Below are 12663 nucleotides of genomic sequence, written 5' to 3'. Positions count from 1 at the left end.
TTGCTGCCTTTCTCTGCCATCCACCGTCCAAGCCATGCCCGAGACCTTCCCTGACCCCGCCCCTTTGCGGCCGCAGCCTGCACCTGCACAGGGCGAAGCCGCAGATCCCGGCCGCAACCGTCCCGAAGCGCAGGACCGGGGGCCGGTCGAAGCGCCGGTCTTCGCACAGCTCGCATCGATGCTGCCGGCCTTGCGCGTGCTCATCGGCCTGTTGATTGCCGCGCTGGTGATTTCCGGCCTGTTCTTCGGGCGCGAACTGCTGGTGCCGCTCGCATTGGCGCTGCTGCTGGGCTTTTTGCTCGATCCCGCCGTGAGCCGGCTCAAGCGCTGGGGCCTGTCGCGCATGGCGGCCACGCTGCTGGTGGTGACGATCACCCTGGGCGCGCTCGGTGGCATGGGCGCCTACCTGGGCAACCAGGTCAGCCAGCTGAGTGCCGATCTGCCGACCTACCAGAACACCATCCGCACCAAGCTGCGCGATCTGCGCAAGTTCGCCAGCGGCCCCAGCGTATGGGACGGCGCGCGCAAGACCTACGACACGGTCGAAAGGGAAATCGCCAGCCCCGGTGGCCGCACGCCCGCGCCGCGCGTGCAGAAAGTCGAGATCCAGCCCGTGGAGCTCAAGCCCATGGCCCAGTTCACGGCCTGGCTGGACCGCGTCAGCGAGCCGGTGCTGATGGCCGGCATCGTGCTGCTGTTCGTGGTGCTGATCCTGCTGGACCGCGATGACCTGCGCGACCGTCTGCTGCGCCTGATGGGCGGCAACCTGCATCTGGCGACGAATGCGCTCGATGAAGCGTCCGAGCGCATAGGCCGCTACCTGCGCATGCAGTTCATCGTCAATGCGAGCTATGGGATTCCGATGGCGGCCGGGCTCTGGTTCATTGGCGTGCCCGGGGCGATTCTTTGGGGCGTGGTCGCGGCGATCATGCGCTTCGTGCCGTATGTGGGGCCCATGGTGTCGGCGGTTTTCCCGCTGGCGCTGGCGTTCGCGGTCGACCCGGGCTGGAACATGTTTCTCTGGACGCTGTGCCTGATCCTGCTGCTCGAGTTGATCAGCAACAACGTGGTCGAGCCCTGGCTCTATGGCGCGAGCACCGGCCTGTCCACGCTGTCCATCATTGTCGCGGCCACGTTCTGGACGGCACTGTGGGGGCCCGTCGGGCTGATCCTCTCGACGCCGCTGACGGTATGCCTGCTGGTGCTGGGGCGCTACCTGCCGGCGCTGAAGTTCATCGAAGTGCTGCTGGGCAACGCGCCGGTGCTCGATGCGCCGCGGCGCCTCTACCAGCGCCTGCTCGGCGGCGACGTGGAGGAGGCGATCGAGCTGTGCACCGATGCCGTCGACGTGCTGCTGCCGGCCAGGCCGACTGCGGCACAGGTCAGCGACGGCGTGACCCGGCTCTATGACGAGGTGGTGATGCCGGCGCTGCGCGTGGCCACCAGCCACCACACGGACGCGGCCACGGCCGCGCACCGGCTGCGTCTGGCCCAGGGCATGGAGCTGCTGCTGGCCGAGCTGGCGGAGCAGTACCCTGTGCGCGCGTCGGCCGACGCCGATGCTGCGCTGCGCCCGCGCGTGCATTGCGTGGGCGCGCGCTGGGAAGTCGACGCCCTCGCGGCCGCGGCCATGGCGCATGCACTGGCGCTCGGTGGCCATGCGGCCAGTCATTCGGCGCATGCGCTCAGCGCACGCATGCAGGCGCCCGACGACGCCAGCTGGGGGGACGTCGAGCTGCTGTGCCTGTCGGTCTTCACCCCCCAGCCCCAGGCCCAGGTGCGGCAGATCTGCCGCCGGCTGCACAGGCGCTGGCCCGGGCTGCGCATCGTGCTGGCCTTGTGGAATGCGCCGCCCGCGCTGCTGGCCGAAAGCGCTGCAGCCCAGCTGGGTGTGCAGGCGCTCACCACCAGCGTGCGCGAATTGCGCCTGCGTGCCGATGCCATGCTCGCGTCTTCACCCCATGCCGGGCCGCGCGCCGCGCCCGTGGGCGAGGACGACGTGGCGCGGGTGGCGGCGCTCAATGCCAGCGGCTGGCTGGACGCGAACCACACTGGCGCCATCCATGACATGGTGGTGCATGCGGCGAATGCGTTCCATGTGCCTTTTGCCCAGGTCTCGCTGGTCGACGCCGACTGGGTCCATACGCCGGGCACGCTGCTGACGTCGCCTGGTGACGGCACGCACAGCGGCGGCCTGGAGCGCGCCCTGTCGATCTGCTCCTATGTGGTGCATGGCGCGAGCGACCTGCAGGTCGAGGACATCGCGCGCGACCCGCGCTTTGCCGACAACCCGCTGCTGCAGTCGGCGCGGCTGCGCTTTTACGCCGGTGTTCCGCTGCGTGACCGGCACGGGATGGTGCTGGGGAGCTTTTGCATCATGGACACCGTGCCGCGCAGCCTCGCGGCCAATGAGTTCGCGTTGCTCAACGACATGGCGCGGCAGCTGCAGGCCACGCTGTCGCGCAGCGCCGAAGTGCCGCCGCCGCCGGACGCGGGGCCTTCGGCACCCGCAGCGCCTGCCGCCGGGCCGGCGGCGGATTCGGCTGCGCTGATCGTGCCGGGTGCAGGGCCGGCCATGGTCTGAACTGCGGCTTGCGCCTGCCCAAGGATGAAGGGCGCACGCGCGTACTTTTGACCAGCAAGGCCCGCGCCCCGGGTGTTGCAAAAGATGGACAAGGCGCCGCTCTCGCACGGCGAGCGCATTGATCCTGCTGCCGCAAGCCACGCCAGAGGGGGCGGCGCTTCAATGGCGCCGGCGTCGGCGCATGCCCATGCCAGGCGATGCCAATGCTGACAGCAGTTGTTCTTTTTCCGCGAACCACGACGCTTCCCATACTGCAAATGACGGCCGCTGCTGATGCCAGCGGGCAGCCGTCAGGGGAAAAGACCTGTTTTGTCTGCAAGGAGAATCTTTATGCAACCCAAGATCAGCCATCTCGCAACGATTCTGCTGGGGGGTGTCGCCGCGCTGGCGTCGGCATCCAGCATGGCCTGTAGCCTCGTGCCCGAGAATCCCGCCAGGATCAAGCAACTGATGGCCAACGAGATTGCCCACCGGCTGGGCATGCGACCCCAGCAGATCCAGCTCAGTGCCATCACCCAGCCGCGCTTGCTCACGCCGTTCGGTCTGGGCGCCGATTGCAGCGGACTCGCTGCATACCACCATACCGCCGGGTTCCGTGTCTCGCAGCCTGGACGGCATGGACCGGGTCCCGGCCCCTGGCCGGGCCCGGGGCCGGATCCAGGGCCCAGGCCCTGGCCGGGTGCCGGACCGGAAGCCGGGCCCCGACCCGGATCCGGACCTTGGCCCGGCTACGGGCCATTGCCTGCCCCGGGCCGGCAGCGTCAATGCACCTACGAAGGCGTGGTGGTCGTGCTGGGTTATGGCCAGGCCAGCCCCGTGGCCGTGAACTTCGAGCGCAGATGCCGCTGACGCCGCTGACGCCGTGCAGGCTGCGCGGCCTTGCCGCGCGCCTGGACCCAGCCACCGCCGCCGCCCGGCGATGGCCATCTTCCCACCTGAGCCACCGCATGGCTGGCCTTGCGCCGGCTGCCGCCGCTCGGGGTGGGGTGTCAAAGGAGAATTGGATGCACCAGAAAATCAAGCATTGTGCCGCGGCCATCGCAGGTGCCGCGGCCCTGATGGGCCCGGCCACGGGCATGGCCTGCACGCTCAAGCCCGCCGACCTGTTCAGGATCAAGCAGATGATGGCGGTGGAGATTGCCCACCGGCTGGGCCTGCGGCCCCAGCAGGTGCCGCTGCAGGCCATCACCCAGCCCGTGTTGCACAGCCCGCTGGCCCTGGAAGCGGATTGCGGCGGACTCGACTCTTACCACTACAGCGCCGCTTTCCGGATCGGCGTGGGATCACCTTCCGACCCAGGCGCTGCCGCCACCCAGCCGCCTATGCGCTGGGGGCAGTACGCGCGCGAACCGTCGACGACCCGGATGGGCAGGAAACGCGAGCCTTCCGCGGGGCCTGATGCCGCAGGGGCGGGCCTGCAGCGCTGGTCGGACATGGGCCCCTCGATGGGGCGCTGGCCGCAACATGAGCGCTGCGCCTATGAAGGCGTGGCGGTCGTGCTGGGCTATGGCTATTCCAGCCCCGTGGCCGTGAACTTCAAGCGCAAGTGCCGATGAAATAAAGCGCCCTGAGCGGCTTTGCCGCTGGCGTGCCTCTGGCCGCCATACGGGCTGGCCCCCCTCGGTGCCCCTGGGGCTGGGAGGCGCATGAACCATCGGGATACAGGGAAAGCTGCTGCCAGGCGCGCGCAGGCCCCGGCTTGGGGCATGATGGCGGGCGTACTGTCGGCGAGCGCCGGCACCTCTTTTGTTCTCAAGGCCTGCCACGGCCGCCCGGGGATTGCCGCCCCTGGTGCTTGCGGCAGGCGCTGCCGCGATGCCGACCGTGAACCCTGTGGACCCCCAAACCCTGTTGACCGCGCAGATGCGCGATGTGATTCGCCGCATGCAGCGGGCTGCGCGCCCGCCCTTGCACAGCCTTTCCCCGCAAGCCGCGCGCGCCGCCTATGCCGCGGGCTCGGGCGTGCTGGAAATCGCCAGGCCCGCGCTGGCGCGTGTCGAAGACCTGCATGTGCAGGCCCGCGACGGCCATGCCATGGCGGCGCGGCTGTATGCGCCCGCACCGGTTGGCGCCGGCGCCTTGCCCGCGCTGCTGTATCTGCACGGCGGCGGCTTCACCATCGGCAGTGTGGAAACGCACGACGTGCTGTGCCGCGAACTCGCGCGCCAGTCTGGCTGCATGGTGGTCTCGCTCGATTACCGGCTCGCGCCCGAACACCGCTTTCCCACGGCCAGCAACGATGCCTGGGACGCTTTGCAATGGCTGGCGCTGCATGCCCGGGCGCTGGGCGCCGACCCCGCGCGCCTGGCCGTGGCAGGCGACAGCGCGGGCGGCACGCTTGCCGCGGTGAATGCCGTGCTGGCGCGCGATGCAGGCCTGGCGCTGGCCTTGCAGTTGCTGATCTACCCGGGAACGACCGCCCACCAGGACACCGATTCGCACCGCCGCTTCGCGCATGGCATGGTGCTCGAGGAGGCCAGCATCACCTGGTTCTTCGGCAACTACGTGCGCAGCCCTGCGGACCGCGAGGACTGGCGCTTTGCGCCGCTCAACGCCCATGATCTCGACGGCGTGGCACCGGCCTTTGTGTGTCTGGCCGAGTGCGATCCGCTGGTCGATGAAGGCGTGGCCTATGCCGACCGGCTGCGCGCGTCGGGCGTTGCCGTGGACCTCGAAATCTACCGTGGCGTGACCCACGAATTCATCAAGATGGGCCGCGCGGTTCCCCAAGCGCGCCAGGCCCATGCGGACTGTGCACGCGCGCTGCGCGTGGCTTTTGGACTGGAGAACTGAGCTATGTTGCACCGAGAATCGTTTCGCTGTTTTCACCGCCTGCGCGTGCGCTGGGCCGAAGTGGACGCCCAGAAAATTGTCTTCAATGCACATTACATGATGTACGCCGACACGGCGATCAGCGAGTATTGGCGCGCCCTGGCCTTGCCTTACGACGCCGGCTTTGCGCGGCTGGGCGGCGAACTCTACGTCAAGAAAGCCACCGTGGAGTACCGCGCGTCGGCGCGCTATGGCGATGTGCTGGATGTGGGCGTGCGCTGCGCGGGCATAGGCAATTCGTCCATGCGCTTCGAGATGGGCATTTTCTGCGGCACGGCGCTGCTCACCAGCGTCGAGCTGGTCTATGTGTTTGCCGACCCGGCGACGCAGACTTCGCGGCCCGTGCCGGCGGCGTTGCGCACGCTGATCGACGAGTTCGAGGCCGGCCGCGCGTTCACCGAACTGCGCTCGGGCGACTGGAACCTGCTGGGCCGCGATGCCTTGCGCCTGCGCATGGAAGTGTTCGTGCGCGAGCAGCAGATCGACCCGGCGCTCGAAGTCGACGGGCGCGACGAAGCGGCGCGCCATGTGGTCGTCTACAACCGCCTGGAGCAGGCCGTGGCCACGGGCCGGCTGATCACCGAGTCGCCGGGCGTGGGGCGCATAGGCCGCCTGGCCGTGGACCGCGACCTGCGCGGCAGCCGCCTGGGCCGCCAGGTGCTGGACGCGCTGGTCGCGGCCTCGCAGGCGCGCGGCGACCGCGAAGTGCAGCTGCATGCCCAGTGCGCGGCCGAAGGCTTCTACCGCCGCGCGGGTTTTCTGCCCCAGGGCGCGCCCTACGACGAAGCCGGCATCGAGCACATCACCATGGTGCGCAGTTTCTGAAACGCGCGCGTGACCACTTCACCGGGACCATTCCATGCGCAATCTACTGGCCTTGAGTGCGGCGATGGTGCTGGGGCTGCCCCAGGCCCAGGCCATTGAGCCGGCCGCAGCGGCGGTCACGACGCCGTTGCACCAGGCGGCGGGGCGCGACGACGCGCGCGCCATTGCGCAGCTGCTGGCCCAGGGTGCAGCCATAGACGCACGCGATGCCCAGGGGCGCACGCCCTTGCTGGTCGCCACGCAGGCCAATCACATCCGGGCGGCCCGGGCACTGATCGGTGCGGGCGCCGACGTCAACGCCAAGGACCGTCTCCAGGACAGTCCCTATCTTTATGCGGGCGCGCGCGGCCTCCTGGAGATTCTGACCATGACGCTGGCCCAGGGCGCCGATCTGCGCAGCACCAACCGCTTTGGCGGCACGGCCTTGATTCCGGCGAGCGAGCGCGGTCATGTCGACACCGTGCGCCGGCTGATCGACGCGGGCGTGGCCGTGGACCATGTGAACCGGCTGGGGTGGACGGCGCTGCTCGAGGCCATCATCCTCAGCGACGGCGGGCCGCGCCACCAGCAGATCGTGCAGGCGCTGGTCGATGCCGGTGCCGATGTGCAGCTGGCGGACGCCGACGGCGTGACGCCGCTGCAGCATGCGGTGCGGCGCGGCCATACCGAAACCGAACGCATTTTGCGCGCCGCGGGCGCGCGCTGAAGGGCCGGGCACGCGGGCGTTGCCCGCCCGGCCTCAGATATCGTCGAGCAGCGTGTAGGGCAGGGGCTCGATAGTCAGTGCCGGCCCGCTGGCGCTGCCCGCATGCAGGGCTTCGCCGGCCGACGCGATCTGCATGGACACCAGGGCCAGCCAGCCGCCGCCGGGAGCGGGCGCCGCCTGCACCACGGTGCCCGTGGGTTGCTCGGCATCGCTGGCCGCGAACACTTCCATGCCGACTTCGAGCGCGGCCTCGGACTGCACGATGTAGGCGCGGCGCTTGAGCGTGCCGCGGAACTGGCTGCGTGCGACGATTTCCTGGCCGGGATAGCAGCCTTTCTTGAAGTTCACGCCGCCCAGCGATTCGTAGTTGAGCATCTGCGGCACGAACAGCTCGAACAGCGGCGCCGTGAGCGTGGCCACGCCGCTTTGCACTTCGCTCCAGAGCCAGGCTTCGGCGGACAGGGCGGCGGCCTGGGGCGCGGGCGTGCCCAGGGGCGCGACCCACAGCGCGCGCGGCTGGCCGGCCGCAGGGTAGAGGTGGACCAGGTGCGCGTCGCCCAGGTCCTGCTTGTCCCAGGGCGCGACCTGGGGCTGGCCCGCGGCCGCGGCCACCGCGTCGCCGATCAGCCCGTGGAGTGCGAATTCGGCCGTGGCGTCGCTGAGCCTGGCCTTGGAGCGCAGCACGAACATCGACAGGCGCTTGAGCGTGGTCGCCAGCAGATCCTGGCTGCAGACCAGCAGCACTTCGGTGGCGCTGCGCTTGAAGCCGATGAAACTGGCCTGCATGCGGCCCTTGGCCGAAAGGAAGGCGGCCAGGCGCGCGTGCTGCAGGTCGAGCAGCGCGAAGTCCTGCGTGAGCTGGTTGTGCAGAAAGCTGGCGGCGTCTTCGCCTTGCACGCGAATAACGCCGAGGTGGGAAATGGGGGCAATGCCATGGAAGGACTGGGTCATGGGTGAATTATGATGCCCGGTCACTTTCATGGGGCGGTAAAGCTTGTGCGTAGATTTTTCCAAGGACTGCTTTTTCTGGTGTTGATGGCGCTGGTCGCCGGGGGCGCGGCTGCCTGGTGGCTGCTGCAGCCGCTGGCGCAAGGCGCGCCTGTGCTCGAACTCGAGATCGAGCCCGGCACGACGCCGCGCGGTGTGGCGCGCAATGTGGTCAAGGCCGGCGTGCAGACCGATGCACGGCTGCTCTACGCCTGGTTTCGCGTCTCGGGCAAGGACCGGCTGATCAAGGCCGGCAACTACGAAATTCCCGCGGGCACGACACCCTACCAGTTGCTGCAAAAGCTCGCGCGTGGCGAGGAGTCGCTGCGGGCGGTGACGCTGGTCGAAGGCTGGAACTGGCGCCAGGTGCGCGCGGCGCTGGCGCGCGAGGAATTCCTGCGCCAGGACAGCGTGGCCTTGAGCGACGAAGCGCTGATGGCCGCGCTGGACAAGCCCGGCGTCGCGCCCGAAGGCCGCTTTTTCCCCGACACCTATACCTATGCCAAGGGCAGCAGCGACATGGCCGTGCTGCGCCGCGCCGTGCACGCGATGGACCGGCGCCTGCTGCAGGTCTGGGAAATGCGCGCCGCCGACCTGCCGCTGCGCTCGCCCGAGGACGCGCTGGTGCTGGCCAGCATTGTCGAGAAGGAAACCGGGCGCGCGAGCGACCGCGCGCAGATCGCGGGCGTGTTCATCAACCGCCTGCGCATAGGCATGCTGCTGCAGACCGACCCCACGGTGATCTACGGCCTGGGCGAAGCGTTTGACGGCAATCTGCGCCGCAGCCACCTGCGCGCCGATACGCCGTGGAATACCTATACCCGCAGCGGCCTGCCGCCTACGCCGATCGCCATGCCCGGCAAGGCGTCGATGATGGCCGCCGTGCAGCCCGCAGCTACCCCGGCGCTGTATTTTGTTGCCCGGGGCGATGGCAGCAGCCAATTCAGCGTTTCGCTCGACGAGCACAATAGGGCTGTGAACCGTTACCAGCGCGGACGCTGAGCCAGCGTCCGCCGCATTGAGGATTTTTGACGATGAGCCGTACCGGCCTGTTTATTTCATTTGAAGGCATCGATGGCGCGGGCAAGTCCTCGCACATCAGCGCGCTGGCCGAGGCGTTCAGCGCCCATGGCCGGCGCGTGGTGCTCACGCGCGAGCCCGGCGGCACGCCGCTGGCCGAGAAGCTGCGCGCGCTGCTGCTGAACGACGCCATGGACCCGTTGACCGAGGCGCTGCTGGCCTTTGCGGGCCGGCGCGACCACCTGGTGCAGGTGATAGAGCCCGCGCTCGCGCGCGGCGACGTGGTGCTTTGCGACCGCTTCACCGACGCGACCTTCGCCTACCAGGGCGCGGGCCGGGGCTTTGATCTGGCCCAGCTCGCCCAGCTCGAGCGCATGGCGCAGACCGGCGTCGCGCCGGATCCCGCGCAACTGCGCGAACCCGATCTCACCGTCTGGTTCGACCTGCCGCCCGAAGTCGCGGCCGAACGGCTTGCGCATGCCCGGCTGCCCGACCGCTTCGAGGCCCAGCCGCTCGCGTTCTTTCGCCGCGTCGCCCAGGGCTATGCCGAGCGCACCGCGGCCGCGCCGCAGCGCTTTGCGCGCATCGACGCCAACCACGAGCGCGCGCGGGTCTGGCACCAGCTGCAGACGGCGTTCGCGGGCCGCGGCTGGCTGCCCGCGCCTGCCGACCAGGACGCGGCATGAGCGCCGTGGAACGCCCCGCAGTCGCGCCCTGGATCGCAGCCCAGCGCCAGGCGCTGCTGGCCCAGCGGGGTCACGCCTGGCTGCTGCAGGGCCCCTCGGGTCTGGGCCAGTACGCGCTGGGCCTTGAAATGGTTCGCGCCTGGCTGTGCGAGTCGGCGGCCGACGGCCAGGCCTGCGGCCAATGCCCCAGCTGCCATGCGATCGACGTGCGCGCCCATGCCGACCTGTGCGTGCTGATGCCCGAAACCCATATGCTGGCATTGGGCTGGCCGTTGGCGGAAAAGGCCCAGGCCGATATCGACGACAAGAAGCGCAAGGCCAGCCGTGAAATCCGCGTCGACGCGATGCGCGATGCCGTCGAGTTCACGCAGCGCACCAGCGCGCGCGGGCGCGGCAAGGCGGTGCTGGTCTATCCGGCCGAGCAGATGAATGCGATCACGGCCAACGCCTTGCTCAAGACGCTGGAGGAGCCCCCGGGCGACGTGCGCTTCGTGCTCGCCAGCGAGTCGGCCCACCAGTTGCTGCCGACCATCCGCAGCCGCTGCCTGATCCACACCATGGCCTGGCCGCAGGAGGACGCGATGCGCGTCTGGCTTGAAGCCCAGGGGCTGGACGCGGCCGCTGCCCAGGCCTTTCTCAAGGCCTCGGGCGGACGTCCCGAAGACGCGCTGGCGCTGGCGCGCAGCGGCCGGCCGGCCCAGGCCTGGACGCAACTGCCCCGGGCCCTGGCGCAAGGCGATGTGTCGGCATTCTCCGATCTGGCGCCCGCGCAGGTGATAGGCGTGCTGCAGAAGATCTGCCACGACCAGCTCGCGCGCGCCTGCGGCGCCGCGCCGCGCTATTTCGCGCCCGCAGACCTGCCCGCGCCGGCATCGCTGGCGCAGCTCGCCGCATGGAGCAAGGAGCTGTCGGCCGCGCTGCGCACTGCCGAACACCCCTTCAATGCGGGCCTGATGCTCGAAGCGCTTGTCGCGCGGGGCCGAAGCGTCCTAAACTCCAGGGCATGAGGGCCGGCATTCTGCGGGTCCGAGGCAACCCATTGCACCCATTCCCATGAGCCTGACCCCCACCACGCCGCGCCCCAGCGTCATGCAGTTGGCCATCAAGGAAAAGGCAGCCTTGTACGCCGCCTATATCCCCATGTTTGCCGGCGGGGGCATTTTCGTGCCCACGCCGCGCGAGTACCGGCTTGGCGACGATGTCTACGTGCTGCTGACGCTGCCCGAAGAAACGCAGCGCTACCCCATCGCCGGCAAGGTCGCCTGGGTCACGCCCGCGCGCGCCGCGGGAAACCGCACGCAGGGCATAGGCATACAGTTCCCCCAGGACGAGAAATCGGGCCAGCTCAAGGCCAAGATCGAACAGATCCTCGGCGGCGCGCTGGCCTGGGACAAGGCCACGCAAACGGTGTAGCAGCGCGCATTCCGGCGGCTGCATGCCGATCCGCAGCCACTTCGGCACGCGCCGAAGTCGTGGGTCGGCATTTTTGTTTTGAGAGTTTTTGATGTTTACCGATTCCCACTGCCACCTGAACTATCCCGCGCTCGCGCAGAATCTGCCGGAAATCCGCGCCGCGATGGCGCAGGCCCAGGTGGACCGCGCGCTGTGCATCTGCACGACCATGGAAGAGTTCGCGGACGTGCATGCGCTGGCCACCCAGTACGACAACTTCTGGTGCACCGTGGGCGTGCACCCCGACACCGAAGACATGACCGAGCCCGGCGTGCAGGACCTGCTCGAGCGCGCAGCCCTGGCGCGCGTGGTCGCGATCGGTGAAACCGGTCTCGACTATTACGGCATGGAAGACCGCAAGGGCGGGCGCACGATTGCCGACCTCGAATGGCAGCGCGAGCGCTTTCGCGTGCACATCCGCGCGGCGCGCGCCTGCCACAAGCCGCTGGTGATCCACACGCGCAGCGCCTCCGACGACACGCTGGGCATTCTGCGCGAGGAGGGCGAGGACGGCTCGGCCGACCAGGCCGGCGGCGTGCTGCACTGCTTCACCGAAACCGCCGAAGTCGCGCGCGCGGCGCTGGACCTGGGCTACTACATCTCGTTTTCGGGCATCGTGACGTTCAAGAACGCGCAGTACCTGCGCGATGTCGCGGCCTTCGTGCCGCTGGACCGCATGCTGATCGAGACCGACAGCCCCTATCTAGCGCCCATGCCCTACCGCGGCAAGACCAACAGCCCGGCCTATGTGCCCTACGTTGCCAGGCAGATCGCGGCCGTACGCGGCATGCCGGTCGAAGAGATCGCGGCACTGACCAGCGCCAACTTCGACGCCTTGTTCAAGGGGGTGGTTTCTTGACCCGATTGCCTACCCGCCGCCTCTGGCTGCAATCCGCCGGCGCCGCCAGCGCCCTGGCCCTCGCGGGCCTGGCCCGGGCCGACACCGCCGTGGATTTTGATCGCGCGCTGATCCAGGACAACGCCAAGGCCATGGTCAACCTGATTTTCCGTGGCGCCGACCCGAACACCCGCGATTCGCGCGGCCGCCCCGGCCTGGTCGCTGCGCTGCACCGCGATTCGCTGCGCGTGTTCGACGTGCTGCTGCAGTCGCCGGGCATACGCCTCGATGAAACCAGCGCCCAGGGCGAAAGCGCGCTGATGATGGCCGCCATCAAGGGCCATCTGGCGATCGCGCGCAAGCTGCTCGACCGCGGCGCCGCAGTCCACAAGGAGGGCTGGAGCGCCTTGCACTACGCGACTTCGGCGGCGCTGCCCGACAGCCTGGCCATGGTGCAACTGCTGGTGCGCAGGGGCGCACCGGTCGATGCGCCATCGCCCAACGGCACGACGCCGCTGATGATGGCCGCGCAATACAGCTCGGAAGACGTGGTGGCCCAATTGCTCAAATACGGCGCCGACCCGCTGGCCAGGAACCAGCGCGGCTGGACCGCCGTGGACTTCGCCCGCCAGGCCTCGCGCGACTACCTGGTCGACATCCTGACCCAGGCCCAGCGGCGCCAGCGCAGCACGCAGCCGGGGCGCAAACCCGGCTGGTGAGCAGGGCCCATCGG

The 12663-nt window shown here is 69.2% G+C and carries 13 protein-coding genes; 12 read left to right on the top strand and 1 reads right to left on the bottom strand.

Going from position 1 to position 12663, the window contains the following annotated elements; genetic code table 11:
• Window positions 1–34 precede the first annotated feature (34 nt).
• From GVL12_RS17050 to GVL12_RS17025, 6 genes are all read left to right on the top strand, one after another.
• A complete protein-coding gene (locus GVL12_RS17050) occupies window positions 35–2584 on the top strand; it encodes an AI-2E family transporter (protein WP_159916178.1) in 2550 nt (849 codons plus the stop codon).
• A gap of 330 nt (window positions 2585–2914) precedes the next feature.
• Window positions 2915–3433 (top strand): hypothetical protein, encoded by a 519-nt coding sequence (locus tag GVL12_RS26320; RefSeq protein WP_200843844.1) that lies wholly within the window; start codon window positions 2915–2917, stop codon window positions 3431–3433.
• Window positions 3434–3588: 155 nt separating this feature from the next.
• A complete protein-coding gene (locus tag GVL12_RS17040) occupies window positions 3589–4140 on the top strand; it encodes a hypothetical protein (RefSeq protein ID WP_159916176.1) in 552 nt (183 codons plus the stop codon).
• Between the two features lie 277 nt (window positions 4141–4417).
• The gene (locus GVL12_RS17035) at window positions 4418–5377 is read left to right on the top strand and encodes an alpha/beta hydrolase (protein ID WP_200843843.1); all 960 of its coding nucleotides are present in this window, start codon (window positions 4418–4420) and stop codon (window positions 5375–5377) included.
• A gap of 3 nt (window positions 5378–5380) precedes the next feature.
• Window positions 5381–6241 carry a YbgC/FadM family acyl-CoA thioesterase gene (locus tag GVL12_RS17030; RefSeq protein WP_200843842.1) on the top strand — a complete coding sequence of 287 codons (861 nt, stop codon included), beginning with the start codon at window positions 5381–5383 and terminating at the stop codon, window positions 6239–6241.
• Window positions 6242–6275: 34 nt separating this feature from the next.
• A complete protein-coding gene (locus GVL12_RS17025) occupies window positions 6276–6947 on the top strand; it encodes an ankyrin repeat domain-containing protein (protein ID WP_159916174.1) in 672 nt (223 codons plus the stop codon).
• A 33-nt stretch (window positions 6948–6980) separates the two neighbouring features.
• Here the strand turns inward: GVL12_RS17025 and GVL12_RS17020 are convergent, their stop codons facing one another.
• On the bottom strand, window positions 6981–7898 hold the full coding sequence (locus GVL12_RS17020) for a folate-binding protein YgfZ (RefSeq protein ID WP_159916172.1): 918 nt from the start codon (window positions 7896–7898) through the stop codon (window positions 6981–6983).
• Between the two features lie 45 nt (window positions 7899–7943).
• Here GVL12_RS17020 and mltG point away from each other — a divergent pair, with 45 nt between their 5' ends.
• From mltG to GVL12_RS16990, 6 genes are all read left to right on the top strand, one after another.
• Complete coding sequence (gene mltG, locus GVL12_RS17015) at window positions 7944–8936, top strand: endolytic transglycosylase MltG (RefSeq protein WP_159916170.1); 993 nt, start codon at window positions 7944–7946, stop codon at window positions 8934–8936.
• 32 nt (window positions 8937–8968) lie between these two features.
• A complete protein-coding gene (gene tmk, locus GVL12_RS17010) occupies window positions 8969–9640 on the top strand; it encodes a dTMP kinase (protein WP_159916168.1) in 672 nt (223 codons plus the stop codon).
• Window positions 9637–10647, top strand: a complete 1011-nt coding sequence (locus GVL12_RS17005; RefSeq protein WP_159916166.1) for a DNA polymerase III subunit delta' — start codon at window positions 9637–9639, stop codon at window positions 10645–10647. Before tmk ends, GVL12_RS17005 begins: the two co-directional genes overlap by 4 nt.
• A 46-nt stretch (window positions 10648–10693) precedes the next feature.
• Window positions 10694–11053 (top strand): PilZ domain-containing protein, encoded by a 360-nt coding sequence (locus tag GVL12_RS17000; RefSeq protein ID WP_159916164.1) that lies wholly within the window; start codon window positions 10694–10696, stop codon window positions 11051–11053.
• 91 nt (window positions 11054–11144) lie between these two features.
• Window positions 11145–11951 carry a TatD family hydrolase gene (locus tag GVL12_RS16995; protein ID WP_159916162.1) on the top strand — a complete coding sequence of 269 codons (807 nt, stop codon included), beginning with the start codon at window positions 11145–11147 and terminating at the stop codon, window positions 11949–11951.
• A complete protein-coding gene (locus tag GVL12_RS16990; RefSeq protein ID WP_200843840.1) occupies window positions 11948–12649 on the top strand; it encodes an ankyrin repeat domain-containing protein in 702 nt (233 codons plus the stop codon). The genes GVL12_RS16995 and GVL12_RS16990 overlap by 4 nt, the downstream gene beginning before the upstream one ends.
• The last annotated feature ends 14 nt before the right edge of the window (window positions 12650–12663 follow it).

The sequence above is a fragment of the Pantoea sp. 18069 genome (assembly GCF_902706035.1).
Lineage (GTDB): Bacteria > Pseudomonadota > Gammaproteobacteria > Burkholderiales > Burkholderiaceae_C > Comamonas.
The sequence above is the reverse complement of the archived record's forward strand: the minus strand, read 5'-3'. Positions and strand labels throughout refer to the sequence as shown.